Genomic DNA, 17,464 nt, shown 5'->3' on the forward strand with positions numbered 1-17,464 from the left:
GCCTACCCCGTAGGCAATGACCGCAGTTTGGCATAAAACCTCATGATGGATATAGTCGCAGCCGGGCACAGCCGCGTTACCGGCGGCTGCATGGTCAAATTGCCCCAACAACAATAGGTCGCACCGCGCAACTGGGTCTCGCCGATCACTGCTGTGCAGCTTAAGCCGACCACAAGGAGAAAATAGATGACCCCAGAACAAGAATTTTCGATCGTGACATTGATCAAAACGGTCAATGGCTGGGCTTGGGGCCCACCCATGCTGCTGTTGATTGCCCTCACCGGTTTGTTTTTAACCATTGGCCTGAAAGCCTTTCCTATTCGTAACTTAGGCCGTGGTTTTCGCAACTTATGGCAAGGCCGCAACGGCGATGGCAAGGGCGACATTTCTGGTTTTAACGCCCTGATGACCTCACTGTCCGCCACCATTGGTACCGGCAACATCGCTGGTGTGGCCACCGCCATTGCCGCCGGTGGCCCTGGGGCATTGTTCTGGATGTGGCTGATAGCCCTAGTGGGCATGGCGACCAAGTTTGCCGAAGCCGTGTTGGCGGTGCAGTTCCGCGAAAAAAATGACGAAGGCAACTACGTCGGCGGCCCCATGTATTACATTCGCAATGGCTTGGGCGCTAAGTTCAAGTGGCTGGCAGCCGCCTTTGCGTTTTTCGGCATGATCGCTGGCTTCGGTATCGGTAATGGCGTGCAATCCAACTCGGTGGCCGATGCCATGCATTCAGGCTTTGGCGTGCCAGAATGGGCCTCGGGTGCAGTGTTAATGGTGTTGGTGGCGCTGGTGTTGCTCGGTGGCATTCGCCGCATCGCAGAAGTGGCGGGCAAGCTGGTGCCCTTGATGGCCATCGCCTACGTGCTGGCCGGCATCGTACTGCTGGTGATCTACGCCGACCGCATTCCCGATGCCATCAGTTTGATTGTGACCCACGCCTTTACACCCATTTCCGCCGTGGGCGGCTTTGCTGGCGCCACTGTGTGGGCAGCGATTCGCTTTGGTGTGGCACGCGGGGTATTTTCTAACGAGGCGGGTCTGGGCAGTGCGCCCATTGCCCACGCAGCGGCGCAAACCAACAGCCCGGTGCAGCAAGGCAGCATCGCCATGCTGGGGACTTTTATCGACACCTTGATCATCTGCACCATCACTGGCTTGGTGATTGTCGCCTCCGGCGCTTGGCAGTCGGGTGATTCAGGCGCCAACCTGACCGCTGCTGCGTTTAACGCTGGCTTACCGGACATCGGCCAATACATAGTGACCGTCGGCTTGGCGGTATTTGCGTTCACCACCATCATCGGTTGGTCGTTTTATGGCGAAAAGTGCACCGAATACCTGTTTGGCAGCAAATCCGTGCCGGTATACCGGGTGATTTGGATCATCGCCATTCCCATTGGCGCCACCCGCGAGCTCGACTTAGCCTGGCTGGTCGCCGACACCCTTAACGCCATGATGGCGCTGCCTAACCTGATTGCGCTGCTGCTGCTGTCGCCGGTGGTGTTCCGCCTGACGCGTGAGTTTTTGGCAGACCCCAAGCCTGATAGCAGTAAAGAGCAACAGTCGTAATCTTTGATCTTGATCGCCCACTTTCTCAGGGCAACTGAGGCGGCTAAAATGCCGCCTTATTTTTTTGCGGACAACACCATGCAACTGAGCCAACACCTCGACACCGTGCGCGCCAACGTGTGCAGTGCCCTCGCTGAAGACGTCGCCGGCGGCGACATCACTGCCCAGCTCATTCCTGCCAACCAGCAGGCTAAAGCCCGGGTGATTAGCCGTGATCGCGCCATCATTGCTGGCCGTGCTTGGGTGGATGAAGTCTTTCGCCAGCTCGACCCCAGCGTGCAGGTGACCTGGCGCGTACGCGAAGGCGAATGGGTGCGGCCCAATCAAGTGTTGTTTGAACTGACTGGCGCTGCGCGCTCTTTGCTAACGGGCGAGCGCTGCGCGCTGAACTTTTTGCAAACGCTGTCTGGCACCGCCACACGCTGCCGACGCTACGCCGACAGCGTGCAAGGCACCGGCGTAAAGCTGCTGGACACGCGCAAAACCCTGCCGGGCCTTCGCATCGCACAAAAGTACGCCGTGCAAGTAGCTGGCTGCTACAACCACCGCATTGGCTTGTTTGATGCGTTTTTGATCAAAGAAAACCACATTGCTGCCTGTGGCGGCATTCGCCAAGCCATTGAGAGCGCACGACAAATTGCCCCCGGCAAACCGGTCGAAGTGGAAGTCGAAACCTTCGAGCAGCTAGAGCAAGCCTGCCAAGCTGGCGCCGACATCATCATGCTGGACAACTTCAGCCCCGCCGACATGAGCCAAGCCGTAAAGCAAGTTCACGCCACCAATGGCAAGCGACCTATGCTGGAAGCCTCTGGCGGCATCACCGACGCCACCCTGCGCGACTACGCCCTCACCGGCGTAGATTACATCTCTATTGGTGCACTGACCAAGGACTGCCAAGCGGTGGATTTGTCGATGCGCTTAGCCACGAAATAACCGCTACAAAGTGTTACAAACGGCGCGTTCAAAACGCACCGGGTGACAATCTTTGTCACTATGTGCCGGCCCCGCTCACGGCAAAAAACTGAGCCGCGTCAAGGCAGGTGAAAACTGCCAACCAGTGCACGAAAAATAGCCTTGTGAGGGCATTTTAAAGTTGGCACACTTATCGCAAGTCATGTGATGCATGGCTTGCTTCATCAGCGAAGCAAAATTAAACCAACTCAGGCCGGTGCACCGGGGCTCCCGCGCTAAGCCTGAAGATTCTCAGAGTGGAGAAGACACATGAAAGCACAAATGCAAAAGGGTTTTACCCTGATTGAATTGATGATCGTAGTAGCGATCATCGGTATTCTGGCCTCTATTGCAGTACCGGCCTACCAAGACTACACAGCACGCGCTCAAGCAGCAGAAGGTGCGAAAATTGTGGCTGGAGTACAATCTGATATTGCCGTGTTTCTCGCCGAAAAGGGTAATTTGACTGGCGTGGGTAAAGACCCCGGCATTTCAGCAGCTGTTAGTAAGTTAGATGGTAAGTATATTTCTAAAGTTGCAATTGGCCAGGACGACGGTAAATTGACCGTAACTTTTGATGCAGGCAGTGTCAGTGGTAAAAATATGGTTCTTACCCCATCTACTGCTAATGGGCAAATTACTGGCTGGACATGCGCAGGTACCTTGCCAGCCCAGCACCTGCCAAGCGGCTGCCGCTAATTTAATCTCGCTATAATGATAAAGGCCCCTCATTTGGGGCCTTTTTTTTCTCAAGGATAATGTAATGCCCCTCCACGTTCCCTATAGATTTTTCACCGTATCAGCGGCCATATTTTTTATCTCCGGAATGGCTGCCTTGCTGTATCAAAGTTTATGGTCGCGCTATTTAGGCCTGCTATTGGGTCATGCTGCCTTTGCACAAACCCTGGTATTAGTGATCTTTATGGGCGGCTTAGCTATCGGGTCGGTGGTCGGTGGTCGCTTAGCAGAGCGCAGCCACAACCCGCTGCTGATCTATGCCATCGTTGAAGGCTTGCTGGCGTTATTTGGCATTGGCTTTCATGGCGCATTTGTGGGGGCGATGAATGGCCTATTGTATGGCGATTTGCACGCTGGCAGTTGGCTAAAGTGGGCACTCGCTGCCAGCTCAGTGTTACCGCAAACCGTTATGTTGGGAGTAACCTTCCCGTTAATGGCCTCAGTGTGGATGCGTTTATCCCAGCAGGCGGCCGGCCACTCCATTGCTTGGCTTTATTTTACCAATAGCCTAGGGGCTGGTCTGGGGGTGTTAGTCGGTATATTTGTCTTGGTACCTACCATGGGGTTACCCGGCACCATGCTAACTGCAGGGTTACTTAATGCCGTGGTGGCACTGGTGGCCTATGGCTATAGCAAGCAATTAAATACACCGATACCAGAAACCAAGCATTATCAAACAGCGAGTGATTCTAGTAACACGCCCTCGTTCTCATTCAACAGCCGTATTATTTTATTGGTTGCCGCCGGCACAGGCTTGGCTTCTTTTATTTATGAAATTGCCTGGATTCGTTTGCTAGCTTTGGCCTTAGGGGCCAGTACCCATACCTTTGAGCTCATGTTAAGCGCCTTTATTGTCGGCTTAGCGCTGGGCGGCTTTTATGTACGCAACCACAAATTTAAGGGTAACTCGGCGCTGTATTTGGTCGCTTGGGTGCAAGTCGCTATGGGATTGGCGGCACTGTTTTCGCTATTGGTATTGGGGCAGTCGTTTAATTGGGTTTCTTGGTTTTTAAATACCGTGCAGCGCAATGCCGATGGCTATCAACTGTATACTTGGTTTAGCTCCACAGTTGCCTATATGGCCATGCTCCCGGCGACCTTTTTGGCCGGTATGACCTTGCCCCTACTCACCCATAGCCTGCTGCAAGTTGAAGGCAAAGAAGGCGCTGTTGGACGCTTATATGCTGTGAATACCTTAGGCAGCATTGCCGGTATTTTGCTGGCCACTTACTGGTTATTGCCCGCCCTGGGTGTGGATGGCGCCATTATTTTAGCCGCCGCCTTGGACTGCGCCCTAGGGCTGCTGTTATTGGCCTGGTTATGGCAACAACAACAGCTTGGCCGCTGGAGCCTGGCAAATGCATTCGCTCTTGTCGTTTTGGGGCTTTTCTTGGCACTACAACAGGCCATGATCGATCCGGTAAAAATGGCTTCAGGTGTCTATCGGCACGGCAAGATCCAAAACCATGACAGCACGGAACTAGTCTTTCATGAGGATGCCAGAACTGCCTCTATTACCGTAGCGAAAGAACATCTTGATACTGGAGAGATAGTAAGCGTAATTAAAACCAATGGAAAACCAGATGCGAGCCTATCAAGCTCTGATTCGGGAGCTCCAGATGAGCGAACGATGACATTGACAGCATTGTTGCCCCTATTAATGCATGAGCAGCCTTCACATATTGGCAATATCGGCTTTGGTTCAGGCATGACTGTCGATACCGCATTAATTGATCCAAGACTCAAAGAAGTGATTAATGTAGAAATTGAGCCGGCCATGGTAGAAGGGGCTCGCATCGCCTTTTCTGAACAGCTTCCCAGGGTATTTACCGACCCCAGAGTGACTATGGTATATGACGATGCCAAGTCGTATTTTGCCAATCAAAATATAACCTTTGATATTTTATACTCAGAGCCATCTAACCCTTGGGTCAGCGGCGTTGCCAACTTATTTACAGAAGAGTTTTATCGCTTTATCAAAACTCGTTTAAATGATAAGGGCATCTTCTTACAATGGATTCAGCTGTATGAAATCGATACGCAATTATTGACCAGCATCCTAAAGCCATTAGACCAGCATTTTCAGCACTACACAGCATTCACCTCCAATACCGACTTACTGATCGTTGCTTCCAATAGCAACAACCTTCAAAGCTTTGATGCATCCGTACTGGAGCAGCCAGCCATGCAGCGGAGACTGCAGCGTATTGGCATCGGCGGCACTTTTGACCTCAGTAAATCAGTATTATTTTCTGAGCGCTTGCTAAGGCCTTGGCTGCGTCAACATGGCATTGCCAACAACTCAGACTATTTCCCCATTGTTGCACTGAACGCTCCAGAAAAGCGCTTTGCTCGCAAAGCTGCTTTAGAGCTTTTGTCACTACAGCAAAACTGGATTGTGCAAGACCTCGTCAACACGCCTTTTGAGCAGATATCCAATGTTGACGATAGCTTATTGTTTGATGAGCAGTACTCTGACCTGAACAACTTAATGGCTTACTGGCGTGGTGATGAAGCGCTTCGCCAAGGGCAACCGTACGTTCCATTGGCTGTGTGTCACCCGGCAATAGCGCCAGCTGTTGTCGCTGAGCAACTTCGCATGGCTGTTAACGCCAGCATGATGTTAGAAAGTGAAGAAGGCACCAAACGCCTGCTGACGTTATTAAAACAGCATGGCTGCCTTGAGCGCCAGCCCGAGCTTGCTGCCCTGTTCGAGCTGTACCAAAGCATCGCTTTACGCGATTACCCTGCCGTTTTAGCGAACGCGCGGCAACTACTGACCCAAGGCTCTCAGCTGATTCTACCTGAGTGGCTACGCAGCTATGCCTTGTGGGCTGCGCTTCATCAACCCAGCACCACGGTGGCTGACTGGCTGAAGCCCGAAGTCTCTGACATACTCATTAACCATCTGATGTATAGCATGCTCCAAGCCCGTCAAAACTAGCAATGGCTGCCCAGCTGGGCTGGGCAGCCTATTTGTGTTAAGGAACCGCCATGATGCCTGCGTTAACCGGCCTCCCCAAACGACTGGTTGAAAACCAACTGTTAGAAGCAGAGCAAGCCGCCGCTCTGCTGGACAAAGCAAAAAAAGAGAGTACCAGCTTTACTGCCTTGGCTGTAAGCGAGGGCAAGGTCAAAGCGGTGACCATGGCCCAACTGGCCTCAGAAGAATTTGGTTTGCCCTTATTTGACCTTGCCGCCATCGAGCAGGAGTCCATGCCGGTGGACCAAGTCAGCCGTGAACTGATTGAAAAGCACCGCGTGATTCCCCTGTTCCAGCGGGGCAACCGCTTATTTGTAGGGCTCAGCGACCCCTCTAACATCTTGGCTGTTGATGAGATCAAGTTTAATACCGGCATGTCCGTTGACATGGTGCTGGTTGAAGAAGATAAGCTCGCCATCGCGGTAGACCGCTTTATCTCTGCCAGCGATACCGGCTTTGGTGATCTGGGCGATGACGAAGACCTAGATCTTGAAAGCCCTCAAGAAGAAGACAAAAAGCAGGATGACAACGACGGCGCCGATGATGCCCCGATCGTTAAGTTTATTAACAAAATGCTGCTGGATGCGGTCAAGCAAGGCTCCTCTGACTTGCACTTTGAGCCCTACGAAAAGCGCTACCGGGTACGCTATCGCACCGATGGCGTTCTGCATGAAGTGGCCAGCCCGCCGGTCAACCTGGCCGGTAAAATCGCCGCACGCTTAAAGGTGATGTCACAAATGGACATTTCTGAGCGGCGCATTCCGCAAGATGGCCGTATCAAGATGAAGATCTCCAAAAATCGTGCCATCGACTTTCGGGTAAACACCTTGCCTACCTTGTTTGGCGAGAAGATTGTACTGCGGATTCTTGACCCGTCCTCTGCCCAATTAGGCATTGATATGCTGGGCTATGAGCCAGAGCAGAAAAAACTCTACATGGACGCCTTGCATAAGCCCCAAGGCATGATTTTGGTGACAGGGCCGACCGGCTCGGGTAAAACTGTCTCCCTCTATACCGGCCTGAACATCCTCAATGTTGAAGGCACGAATATCTCCACCGCCGAAGACCCAGTAGAGATTAACCTTGAGGGCATCAACCAGGTCAATGTCAGTGCCAAAGTCGGCCTAGATTTTGCCGCCGCCTTGCGCTCCTTCCTGCGCCAAGACCCTGATGTGGTCATGGTGGGGGAGATTCGTGACCTGGAAACCGCCTCCATCGCCATCAAAGCCGCTCAAACCGGTCACTTGGTGCTTTCGACACTGCATACCAACAGTGCCGCCGAAACCCTGACCCGCTTGGCCAATATGGGCGTGCCTGCCTTTAATATCGCCACTTCCGTCACCTTGATTATTGCCCAGCGCTTAGCCCGCCGGTTATGCAAGAGCTGCAAAAAGCCAGCGAACATCCCCAAAGAAGCCTTATATGAAGCCGGCTTTACCGATGCACTGCTAGCAGAAGCGGAGATACACCAGCCTGTGGGCTGTAGCGAGTGCAGCGATGGTTATAAAGGCCGGGTGGGCATTTATGAAGTCGTCAGAATCACAGACTCGATCTCACGCATTATTATGGAAAACGGCAACTCCATTCAGATTTCTGACGCAGCGCGTAAAGAGGGCTTTAATGACCTACGCACTTCCGCCTTAATGAAGGTGGCACAAGGGGTTACCAGCCTGGAAGAGGCGAACCGTGTCACAACCGACTAGCGCTGGCATTGGAACTCAGCTTTGATTGATATATAACGCCGCTATCGTTACAGGAACTCAGGTTATGGCAAAACAGCAACAGTCGACCCCTTTTTCATGGGAAGGTGTTAACCGCCGGGGCCAGAAAGTGCGCGGTGAGCTTAACAGTCAAAACCCTGCCATGGTTAAGGCGCAACTGCGCAAGCAAGGGGTAACGCCCACCAAAGTCAAACGGGTCACCGAGCCACTGTTTGGCATTGGCGGCAAAAAGAAGAAAAAGATCAAGCCCGTTGATATTTCGTTTTTCATTCGCCAAATGGCCACCATGGTCAAGGCTGGTGTTCCCTTAGTACAGGCCTTCGACATCGTTGCTGAAGGCATTGATAACTACACTATGAAGGAGCTGATCTTTGCCATTCGCGATACCGTCGCAGCCGGTAACGATTTTGCTTCGGCACTCAAAGAACACCCGGAACACTTTGATGAGTTAACCTGCAACTTGATCGAATCTGGCGAGCAATCAGGTGCCCTAGAAACCATGCTGGAGCGGGTTGCTAACTACAAAGAAAAAACCGAACTGCTAAAAGCAAAAATTAAAAAAGGTTTGACCTACCCCATAGCAACGTTGGTAGTTGCTATTATTGTAACCGCTATTCTTCTGATCAAAGTAGTACCGACCTTCTCTTCCATGTTTGCCAGTTTCGGTGCCGCCCTCCCTGCTCCAACACAGTTTGTTGTGAACTTATCTGAAATCGCTCAAGCTTATTATTTGCATGCATTTGCAGTACTTATAGCCTTAGGGTTTGGCTTTTCAGAAGGGCGCAAACGCTCAGAAGCCTTTAGAGACAGGGTGGACGAGCTTGTACTCAAGATGCCAGTATTTGGTGACTTGATTCAAAAAGCCGCCATTGCCCGCTATGCGCGCGTTTTATCCACCACCTTTGCTGCCGGTGTGCCACTGGTGGATGCATTAACCTCGGTAGCCGGCGCAGTGGGTAACGTGGTTTACCGTAAAGCGGTACTTAAAGTGAAGGAAGAAGTCTCAACAGGCCAGCAAATGCACTTTGCTATGCGCTCGACGGGTGTTTTCCCCAATATGGTGATTCAAATGACCAGTATTGGCGAAGAGTCGGGTGCTCTGGATGCCATGCTGGATAAAGCCGCTACCTATTATGAAAACGAAGTGGACGATGCCGTGGACAATATGACGGCATTAATCGAGCCTTTTATTATGTCTTTCTTGGGTGTGGTGATTGGTGGTTTGATCATCGCCATGTACCTGCCAATCTTTATGATGGGTAGCGTGGTTTAATGGTTGATTTATATGCCCTGCAAACGCCAGTGGTACTGATTCCACTGGTTGTTATCGTGAGTTTGCTGGTCGGCAGTTTTCTCAATGTGGTGATTCTGCGCTTGCCGATCATGCTGTTCCGTGAGTGGAAACGCGAGTGCAGCACATTGGATGACAACCTACCCAAGCACCCAGCGCTAGATGATCTTGATGCGCCATACAATCTAGTAAAGCCAGATTCCCATTGCCGCAACTGCCAGGCACCGGTGAAGCCCTGGCAGAACATTCCTGTCGTCAGCTTTTTATTGCTGAGAGGTAAGTGTGCCAGCTGTGGTACTCGAATCGGTTGGCGCTACCCTGTGGTTGAAGCGGCTACTGGGCTGCTGTCCTTGGTTGTAGCGCTTTACTTCCCTTGGGGCTGGCCGTTGGCGGCCATGCTGCTGTTTACTTGGCTGTTAGTAGCCATGTCAGTGATCGATATCGATCATCAAATTCTGCCAGACAGCATGACGCTAGGGCTGATGTGGATTGGCTTGCTGCTCAATACACAAGCGATGTTCGTACCACTGGAATCAGCCGTATTGGGCGCTGCCGGTGGCTATATGGCCCTGTGGTCAGTGTATTGGCTGTTTAAGCTGGTTACCGGCAAAGAAGGCATGGGCTTTGGTGACTTTAAGTTATTGGCAGCATTGGGCGCTTGGCTCGGCGTTGGCGCGTTACCGATAATTATCTTGCTGTCGTCTCTGGTGGGTGCCGTGGTGGGTATTGCCGGCATTTTGATTATGGGACGTGATAAAAACCTGCCAATTCCCTTCGGCCCTTATTTGGCTGCCGCAGGCTGGATTGCAGCCCTGTGGGGCGAAAATCTGATGGGTTGGTATCTCTCAATACTATAGTCCCACACCCCTGCGAACCCTACGCAAGTATCGCCCCTCGAGTTACACCTGTGTCGCATACGTCTGCCAAAACGGCTTTGCAGCTCTGGCAGACGTAGTTACACTGCCGGCCCAAACTCACTTGCTTACATTAATATGAGCACACTCATCATCGGCCTGACCGGCGGTATTGGCAGCGGCAAAAGCGCAGCGGCCGACTATTTTAGCAGTCAGGGCATTTGCGTCGTCGATGCGGATCAAGTCGCCCGGCAGGTGGTAGAGCCAGGCGAGCCGGCTTGGCATGCCATTCGCGAGCATTTTGGTGAGCAAGCCTTGCTTGAAAGTGGCCAGCTCGATCGCGCCTGGTTGCGCCAGCAAGTATTCAACGACGACCAGCAACGCAAATGGCTGGAGCAGCAGACTCACCCACGCATTCGCGAGCGCATTATTACAGCCCTAGAGGACGCCACCTCGCCTTATGCCATACTGGAAACACCGCTGTTGTTTGAATCCGGTCAGCATGAACTGGTGCATTCAAGCTTGGTGATTGATGTCGATGAAGACACTCAGGTAGCACGCGCCAGCGCACGCGACGGCAATAATGCCGAGCAAATTCGTCGCATCATAGCGGCGCAAATGCCGCGCCAGCAGCGCCGTCAGCGGGCTGATCGCATCGTTGATAACTCCGGCACTCTGGAGCAGCTTCAGCAACAACTGCAACACTGCCACCAACACTATTTAGAACTGAGCCGTACCTATGAAAGTTAATTGCCCAACCTGCCAACAAGCCGTTGAATGGACGCCAGAAAGTCGCTATCGGCCCTTTTGCAGCGAGCGCTGCAAACTGATTGACTTGGGCGAGTGGGCCAGTGAGGGCCATGCCATTCCTGGCAAGCCCGCCGATGAAGAGCTGATGTCAGAGCAGTGGCAGCAAGAGCAAAATCGACCGCACTAGCGCATCGCCTCAACGCTAAAGACCTGCTGCAAGCATTCGCCATCAGCAAAACACAGCTCGATCATGGGCTTGGCCGGCAGCGGCAAGTTGAGCTGCATCAGCATCAGGTGATAGCCACCGGATGCAAACGCTTGCTGGCCTTTGGCTGGAATCTCTACAGCTGGAACTTCACGCATGCGCATGACGCCGTCTTGGTGGGTGTGGGTATGCAGTTCGATGCTGCCAGCCCAATCCGCCTTTGCTGATACCAATGAGCGCACCTGCTCGCCAGCGTTATGCACCGTCATAAACGCCGCGCTCATACTTCGGCCCGGTATCGGCTCGCGAATCACGGCATCGCTGACTGTGATCGTATCGGCCCAGCTGCTTGAGCTGATCAGTGCCATCATCATTAATATCCAACGCATGTGCTTTCCTATTATGATCGACATAAAAACAGCAGCACTTTACATTAAGCGCCGCTGACGGCGAACCGCATCGCCTGCGACTTATGGTCACATAGCCCTTCACACTGGTGCTTGCCAAGGCTCACTGAAAAAGTAACCGCTCAAGCCATCGACGCCGGCTTCACGAACGACGGCCACATCCGCTTCATGCTCCAAACCTTCGGCAAATACCGACAGCGCCTGACTGTGAGCGATCTGCACCATGGACTGCAAATAGAAGCGTTGGTCTGCTGCCGCATGACAATTGCGGTTTAAGTGTCCTGCCAGTCGCACATAGTTCAGAGGTAAGCGCTGCAAATAGCTAAACGCTTGGCGGCCGCTGCCAACTTGGTCAACGCCCAGCTGCACGCCGATTTCAGCAAGCTGAGTCGCCAACTGTTGCAAACGCAGCTCAATATGAGCAATGGCAAACTCAGGTACTTCAAAGGCGATCAAAGGACATAACTCAGGCACGCTGGCCAACCGTTGCAACAGCCGCTGGCAGGCGGCCTCATCGCAAATGGTAGAAGGCGATAAATTAATGCAACACGGCAGGCCATCGCCCTGCTGCATTGCCTTCAACATCACCTCCAACACAGCTTCGACAATCAGCAGATCAAAGCCACTGGCCAACTGATGCTGCTCCGCTAGTGGCCAAAAACGCGCTCCACTTAGCCAATCGTCGCCGCACTTCACTCGGCTAATCACCTCTAACTGCAGCGGTTGCTCGGCACCAGGATGGGTAAAAACCGGCAAATACAGCAGTTCAATATCGCGCTGCTCCAATGCCTGCTGTAGCTGCTGACGCCAGAGCCCGGCGCTGCGCGGTTGACTGGCTGCCTTGGCCCCATTGCCTGAATCTAAATAGCAATCCGACTGAGCATTGCGCTGACAGTGCCTGAGTGCTTCATCCGCGGCACTCAAGGCCTGACTCAACTGGCCACGCTCACCTTCGAGCCACACCCCACCTAGGTGAAATACCTGGTTCTGACGGTCGTTCAAGATACCGCTGGCCAAATGCTCGAAGCAATGTGTCAGCCGCTGCTGAGCACTCTGTTGGTCGCTACCGGGCAGAAATACGACGAAATCTGCCCCCGTGCGCCGCCCGCACAGCGCTTCACTTGGCAACCACTGTACTAACGCCTGCGCCACAGATTGCAACAGTTCATCACCTTGCTGGCGTCCTTGCTGTTGGTTAAAGCGGGCAAAATCACGCAATTGCAGCAGCATCAACACACCACGGTAGCCCTCACCTGAGCTGAGCAAGTGCTCAAGGCGTTGGTCAAAACCGCGCCGGTTCAGCAGACCTGTGACTGCATCGTGAAAGGCTTCCTCACGCAAACGCTCCGCCAGCGCCGACTGCTCAGAAAAAATACGCTTTAACGTGCTCACCGTGCGGTTCATGGCACGCACCATACTGCCCAACTCGCGAGTTTTAGGAATATCCGACTGCAGTTGCCAACGCCGCTCACATAAGGCTTGGGCCTGCTGCTCTACCCGCGCCAATGGCCGCAACATCCAGCTGAGCAGGCCTTGCAAAGCGAGTAATGCCAGCATGGCAACCGCCACAAACCACAGTGTTTCCTGGCGTACCATGGCCCATAAATCGCGGTAAGCAAAATCGGTATGACTCACCACCTTCACTTTGCCCAACCGACTCCACCCCGCTACCACGTCCGCCTCAGCCGGTTCTGTGCTCAATGGAAGCCAGCGGCGAAACCAAGTAGGCGCAGAATGAACCAGCGCAGCGTCCGCTTGGCGCTGAAGCACACGGCCGCTCACCATGTGCAGTTCAATGCGCTGAAAAAAGCCACGGTCGAACAACACATCCATTTGTCGCTGCAACGACACCTCGTCTGCCTCAGCAAGGTTAGACATACTCAACGCTAAGGCTGTGGCGGCATCATAAGCGCGGGCATCGAGTTGCTGTTGAAAGAACGCTCGCCCGTTGCTGACCGTCAGCAGCAAGCTGCCTGTCATCAGAGCCAACACCAAGGCGCTGGTCAAAAGTGAGAACTGCTGTCTGAGCGTCATGCTCTTATCCTTATAAGTCCATCCCCTGCCGGTTCATGCGCACGCGCAAATCGGTCCAGCGGTCCAGCTTGTTGGGGTTGCCCATTAAAATACCCTGACCTTTCATTTTATCCAGCCACATGCCCTCAGCATTAAAACTGTAAACCGGTGCTAAATCCGTTCGCTTACTGGCAAGCAAAATGCGATCGGTTAAGTTATCTAGCACCAGCGGCACGGCATCCGGTGTTGGAAAGTAAGTTAACACCATATGCGCTTGATTCAGCTGCAGCGCCTTGACGTAGGTAATACGCAGACGATCGACCGGAACGCCCAGTTTGACCAGCGAATAATATTTAGCAATGACGTAGTCTTCGCAGTCGCCTCCGTGGGTACCTAACGACTCAAACGGGCTGGCCCAGTAGTCGTCCTGTTGCCAGTGCTGCGCATCGCTAACAAACGGCACCTGATCGTTAAAAAACTGATTCACCCCACGCAACTGCCGCTCCAACGACTCACCACTGAGCTGCTGCAGTTGCTCGCGCCACAAACGCAAGCGCTGAGCGGCGGCTTCATCGTACTGTTGCTGCGCCAGCTCGATGCTTTTGTCTGGCACCCAGTCCATCGCATCGGCCAACACCCCAAAGGCCGCCACCAACACTAGCCCGAGAACCAACCCGAGAGGTGCAGCCAACAGTAAACGCCTGCTAGGAGACTGCAGACGCGAGGCAAGGGCTATCAGTTTGGAAGAAAGAGACAGCATCATCCGCCGCTGACATTGATATTCATCACAGTATATTAGAGGCTCTCCCACTAAAGTGAAGCGTGATGGGCAAAACCCCAGTATTTGCACCGGCTGGCTGCTATCCTTAATTTTCAATCATTTTTTGGCGAGACACAGACTGCTGATATGTCCGAAACGCTGACCCCTGCCGCGCGCCTGCGCCAGCACTTCTCCAGCCGCGTGATTAATCAGGTGCGACAGCTGCTGGATATTTGGCGTCGCTTGCCAGAGCTGCAATGGTCCAAACAAGCCATGAATGATTTTATTCTGGCGACCGAAAAGCTGGCACGCTTTGCCCAACGCTTCAAGGCTGAGCGTCACGAAAGCATTGCTCGCGACATGCTGATCATCCTGCAGCAAATTCGCCCCGGACGTAGCCCGAATACGGCTCAGCTGGAGCAACTCAACCATCATGTGTTGCTGCTGAGCCAAACAGCCTTACGCCATACTGATGACGACAACGCCGATCATCTCATTCCTAGCAAAAAGCCGGTTTATATCGCCCTCGCCGATACCGATAATGCCCTCACCATGGCCGAGCAGATGCAGTACTTTGGCTTGCTGCCAGAGCTCAAGCGTACTACCCACGATTTTGTCGAATCGCTGCAACAGCGTCATCCGTCTGCCATTGTTATGGACATCGACTTCGGCGGCCAAGGCGCAGGCATCGACTTGGCCGATCGCATTCAACAAAGTCGTGATATCTCGCTGCCCATTATTTTTACCTACCGCAGCGCCGCACCGACCATAGTCGAGCGCCTAAATGCCATGCGCCACGGCGGCGTTGGCATGTATCCAGATACGGAAGTGCAGTTGGTGATTGGCCACTTGGAGCAGCTCCTAGACCACTCACCTCAGCCACCTTATAAGATATTGGTAGTTGACGACTCACGAGCGCAAGCCACCCATGCCGCCAGCGTGCTGAATAAAGCCGGTATGCTGAGCCAAGTTAGCAATGATCCACTGCAGGTCTTAGATGCTCTGGCCAGCTTCAACCCAGACTTAGTGTTAATGGACATGTACATGCCCGAGTGCAACGGCATGGAGCTGGCCAAAGTCATTCGCCAGCAACGCGAGCATCTAAATCTGCCCATTATTTATCTTTCCGGTGAAGACGACCGCGAGCGTCAGCTAGAAGCCATGGCCGAAGGCGGTGATGACTTTCTGACCAAACCGGTAGAGCCCGGCCATTTGCTCACCACCATTCGTACTCGGGTAGAGCGCTCCAGACAGCTGTACCGGCTCATCTCGCGTGATAGCCTAACTGGCCTGTTGAACCACACCCACATGCTGGAGACTCTGCAAGACTTACTTAACCGTCGTGGCAAGCGTCCACTCAGTTTTGTGATGGTCGACATCGACCACTTCAAAAACATCAACGACACCCACGGCCACCCAGTGGGCGATGTCGTGATTAAAAATCTGGCGCTGTTTTTGCGCCAAAACCTGCGCAAAAGTGACCCGATTGGCCGCTACGGTGGTGAGGAGTTCGCTGTGGTATTGCAAGACGCCGACGAGCAACAGGCACAAATCGTGATGGATAAAATCCGCAACAACTTCTCCAACCTGATCCATGCTGGCCTGCGCGAGCTGAAAGTGACGTTTTCCTGCGGTGTTGCACAATCAGCCGGCGAGAGCGCCGCCACCTTGGTGGAGCGTGCCGACCAAGCGCTTTATTGCGCCAAACGAGGTGGTCGCAACCAGGTCGCCATGGCCGGACCACCGCAAGCCGCCGCAGACGAATAACACCGCAGTGTTAATAGGTTCCCATTTCCCCTGTGGTTGGCTGGACGCTGCTCAGCCTTTGCGGCAAACTCGCTGTCTTTGCGCAACAGACCTATAACGGATATCGGCATGGCCAATTTTCTGGTGCTGCAGGGCCCCAATCTTAACCTACTGGGTACTCGCGAACCGCACATTTACGGCGCCACGACGCTGGTAGACCTAGAGCAACAGCTACAGCAACAAGCACAAACCGCAGGCCATCAGCTGCAACAGTTTCAAAGCAACGCTGAGCATGCTTTGATCGAGCGCATTCATGCTGCCCAGCAAGACGGCACGGATTTCATTATCATCAATCCGGCTGCCTTTACTCACACCAGTGTGGCCTTGCGCGATGCTCTGGCAGGGGTCGCCATACCGTTTATTGAAGTGCATATCTCCAATGTGCATGCCCGCGAAGCTTTCCGCCAGCATTCGTATTTGTCAGATCTGGCCATCGGTGTCATTTGCGGTCTGGGTGTGCAAGGTTATTCCCTGGCGCTAAGCGCCGCTATTGAGCAAGTGAGTCACGCCTAATATGTCTTGGATTCAAGCCCGACTGCACGCCCGTAAAGAACAGGTCGATGCCCTCGAGAACGCATTATTGGCTACTGGAGCCCTGTCCGTTACCTTGATGGACGACGCCGACCAGCCAATATTAGAACCAGAACTGGGCACGACCCCTCTGTGGGATCACACCCTATTGTTAGGCCTTTACGACGCCAGCACTGATGCCGAGCAACTGCCCCAACAGCTGCAGCAGGCCTATCAGGCGGAAGGGGGCGAGCAGCTGCCAACCTGCAAAATCGAAATTTTGGAAGACAAAGACTGGGTACGCGCATGGATGGATGATTACAAAGCCATGCCCTTTGGCCAGCGCTTGTGGGTGTGCCCAAGCTGGCAGCAACCTCCCGAGCCAGACGCCGTCAACCTGATGTTGGACCCTGGGCTGGCTTTTGGCACCGGCACTCACCCCACCACAGCACTGTGCCTGAGTTACCTAGACGGCGCTGTTCAAGGCGGCGAGCACATTCTCGACTACGGTTGTGGTAGCGGCATTCTCGGCATGGCCGCCTTGTTGTTGGGAGCAAACTTCATGACAGGTACCGACATTGACCCGCAAGCCCTAGAGGCAACGGCTGAAAATGCACGGCGCAACCACATTGATGCGCAGCGCTATCAGGTCTACTTGCCTGAGCAAACGCCCGCCCTGCAAGCCGACATCACCGTCGCCAATATTCTCGCTGGCCCCTTGCGTCAGCTGGCGGGTGACATTGCTCGGCTGACCCGCCCCGGCGGTTTGCTGGCGTTATCCGGCATCCTGGCCGAACAAGCTGAGGACGTGCGAGCCAGCTATCAGCCTTGGTTTGATATGGACGAGCCACGCTTGCTGGACGGCTGGGCGTTGCTCAGCGGTCGCAAACATCAGGAGAGCTAAAG

The 17,464-nt window shown here is 53.6% G+C and carries 15 protein-coding genes; 12 read left to right on the forward strand and 3 right to left on the reverse strand.

The window, feature by feature from the left end; translation table 11 throughout:
• The first annotated feature begins 186 nt into the window (after positions 1-186).
• The 9 genes from IE090_RS09270 (at position 187) to yacG (ending at position 11,044) form a co-directional block, all read left to right on the forward strand.
• The gene (locus IE090_RS09270; RefSeq protein WP_189388092.1) at positions 187-1,569 is read left to right on the forward strand and encodes an alanine/glycine:cation symporter family protein; all 1,383 of its coding nucleotides are present in this window, start codon (positions 187-189) and stop codon (positions 1,567-1,569) included.
• Positions 1,570-1,617: 48 nt separating this feature from the next.
• On the forward strand, positions 1,618-2,502 hold the full coding sequence (gene nadC, locus IE090_RS09275; protein WP_373296416.1) for a carboxylating nicotinate-nucleotide diphosphorylase: 885 nt from the start codon (positions 1,618-1,620) through the stop codon (positions 2,500-2,502).
• Positions 2,503-2,790: 288 nt separating this feature from the next.
• Positions 2,791-3,219 carry a pilin gene (locus IE090_RS09280; RefSeq protein WP_189388093.1) on the forward strand — a complete coding sequence of 143 codons (429 nt, stop codon included), beginning with the start codon at positions 2,791-2,793 and terminating at the stop codon, positions 3,217-3,219.
• 136 nt (positions 3,220-3,355) lie between these two features.
• A complete protein-coding gene (locus tag IE090_RS09285; protein WP_189388094.1) occupies positions 3,356-6,202 on the forward strand; it encodes a fused MFS/spermidine synthase in 2,847 nt (948 codons plus the stop codon).
• 53 nt (positions 6,203-6,255) lie between these two features.
• Positions 6,256-7,944 carry a type IV-A pilus assembly ATPase PilB gene (gene pilB / locus IE090_RS09290; protein WP_189388255.1) on the forward strand — a complete coding sequence of 563 codons (1,689 nt, stop codon included), beginning with the start codon at positions 6,256-6,258 and terminating at the stop codon, positions 7,942-7,944.
• Between the two features lie 64 nt (positions 7,945-8,008).
• Positions 8,009-9,235: a type II secretion system F family protein gene (locus IE090_RS09295; RefSeq protein WP_189388095.1), complete on the forward strand. Its 1,227-nt coding sequence runs from the start codon at positions 8,009-8,011 to the stop codon at positions 9,233-9,235.
• Complete coding sequence (locus IE090_RS09300) at positions 9,235-10,110, forward strand: prepilin peptidase (protein ID WP_189388096.1); 876 nt, start codon at positions 9,235-9,237, stop codon at positions 10,108-10,110. The genes IE090_RS09295 and IE090_RS09300 overlap by 1 nt, the downstream gene beginning before the upstream one ends.
• Before the next feature lie 135 nt (positions 10,111-10,245).
• The gene (gene coaE, locus IE090_RS09305) at positions 10,246-10,857 is read left to right on the forward strand and encodes a dephospho-CoA kinase (protein ID WP_189388097.1); all 612 of its coding nucleotides are present in this window, start codon (positions 10,246-10,248) and stop codon (positions 10,855-10,857) included.
• On the forward strand, positions 10,847-11,044 hold the full coding sequence (yacG, locus tag IE090_RS09310; protein ID WP_189388098.1) for a DNA gyrase inhibitor YacG: 198 nt from the start codon (positions 10,847-10,849) through the stop codon (positions 11,042-11,044). The genes coaE and yacG overlap by 11 nt, the downstream gene beginning before the upstream one ends.
• Here the strand turns inward: yacG and IE090_RS09315 are convergent.
• The 3 genes from IE090_RS09315 to IE090_RS09325 all read right to left on the reverse strand — a co-directional run bounded on the left by IE090_RS09315 (position 11,041) and on the right by IE090_RS09325 (position 14,173).
• Entirely contained in the window at positions 11,041-11,451 is a 411-nt protein-coding gene (locus IE090_RS09315) for a copper chaperone PCu(A)C (RefSeq protein ID WP_189388099.1), read from the reverse strand. The two genes, yacG and IE090_RS09315, sit on opposite strands and share 4 nt — an antisense overlap.
• Before the next feature lie 99 nt (positions 11,452-11,550).
• Complete coding sequence (locus tag IE090_RS09320) at positions 11,551-13,503, reverse strand: EAL domain-containing protein (protein ID WP_189388100.1); 1,953 nt, start codon at positions 13,501-13,503, stop codon at positions 11,551-11,553.
• 10 nt (positions 13,504-13,513) lie between these two features.
• On the reverse strand, positions 13,514-14,173 hold the full coding sequence (locus IE090_RS09325; RefSeq protein ID WP_229815646.1) for a transglutaminase-like cysteine peptidase: 660 nt from the start codon (positions 14,171-14,173) through the stop codon (positions 13,514-13,516).
• Positions 14,174-14,389: 216 nt separating this feature from the next.
• On the opposite strand from IE090_RS09325, the gene IE090_RS09330 reads away from it, so the two are divergent.
• The 3 genes from IE090_RS09330 to prmA all read left to right on the forward strand — a co-directional run bounded on the left by IE090_RS09330 (position 14,390) and on the right by prmA (position 17,462).
• Positions 14,390-16,009 (forward strand): diguanylate cyclase, encoded by a 1,620-nt coding sequence (locus tag IE090_RS09330; protein ID WP_189388101.1) that lies wholly within the window; start codon positions 14,390-14,392, stop codon positions 16,007-16,009.
• 108 nt (positions 16,010-16,117) lie between these two features.
• Entirely contained in the window at positions 16,118-16,561 is a 444-nt protein-coding gene (gene aroQ / locus IE090_RS09335; protein WP_189388102.1) for a type II 3-dehydroquinate dehydratase, read from the forward strand.
• A gap of 1 nt (position 16,562) precedes the next feature.
• On the forward strand, positions 16,563-17,462 hold the full coding sequence (prmA, locus tag IE090_RS09340) for a 50S ribosomal protein L11 methyltransferase (RefSeq protein ID WP_189388103.1): 900 nt from the start codon (positions 16,563-16,565) through the stop codon (positions 17,460-17,462).
• The last annotated feature ends 2 nt before the right edge of the window (positions 17,463-17,464 follow it).

Source organism: Bacterioplanes sanyensis (assembly GCF_014652515.1).
In the GTDB taxonomy this organism is placed as follows: Bacteria; Pseudomonadota; Gammaproteobacteria; order Pseudomonadales; family Oceanobacteraceae; genus Bacterioplanes; species Bacterioplanes sanyensis.

What these genes read in the sequence shown, in the direction of transcription:
- IE090_RS09270 (WP_189388092.1), top strand. Translation starts at nt 187, where the DNA reads ATGACCCCAGAACAAGAATTTTCGATCGTGACATTGATCAAAACGGTC.
- nadC (WP_373296416.1), top strand. Translation starts at nt 1,618, where the DNA reads ATGCCGCCTTATTTTTTTGCGGACAACACCATGCAACTGAGCCAACAC.
- IE090_RS09280 (WP_189388093.1), top strand. Translation starts at nt 2,791, where the DNA reads ATGAAAGCACAAATGCAAAAGGGTTTTACCCTGATTGAATTGATGATC.
- pilB (WP_189388255.1), top strand. Translation starts at nt 6,256, where the DNA reads ATGCCTGCGTTAACCGGCCTCCCCAAACGACTGGTTGAAAACCAACTG.
- IE090_RS09295 (WP_189388095.1), top strand. Translation starts at nt 8,009, where the DNA reads ATGGCAAAACAGCAACAGTCGACCCCTTTTTCATGGGAAGGTGTTAAC.
- IE090_RS09300 (WP_189388096.1), top strand. Translation starts at nt 9,235, where the DNA reads ATGGTTGATTTATATGCCCTGCAAACGCCAGTGGTACTGATTCCACTG.
- coaE (WP_189388097.1), top strand. Translation starts at nt 10,246, where the DNA reads ATGAGCACACTCATCATCGGCCTGACCGGCGGTATTGGCAGCGGCAAA.
- yacG (WP_189388098.1), top strand. Translation starts at nt 10,847, where the DNA reads ATGAAAGTTAATTGCCCAACCTGCCAACAAGCCGTTGAATGGACGCCA.
- IE090_RS09315 (WP_189388099.1), bottom strand. Translation starts at nt 11,451, where the DNA reads ATGCGTTGGATATTAATGATGATGGCACTGATCAGCTCAAGCAGCTGG.
- IE090_RS09320 (WP_189388100.1), bottom strand. Translation starts at nt 13,503, where the DNA reads ATGACGCTCAGACAGCAGTTCTCACTTTTGACCAGCGCCTTGGTGTTG.
- IE090_RS09330 (WP_189388101.1), top strand. Translation starts at nt 14,390, where the DNA reads ATGTCCGAAACGCTGACCCCTGCCGCGCGCCTGCGCCAGCACTTCTCC.
- aroQ (WP_189388102.1), top strand. Translation starts at nt 16,118, where the DNA reads ATGGCCAATTTTCTGGTGCTGCAGGGCCCCAATCTTAACCTACTGGGT.
- prmA (WP_189388103.1), top strand. Translation starts at nt 16,563, where the DNA reads ATGTCTTGGATTCAAGCCCGACTGCACGCCCGTAAAGAACAGGTCGAT.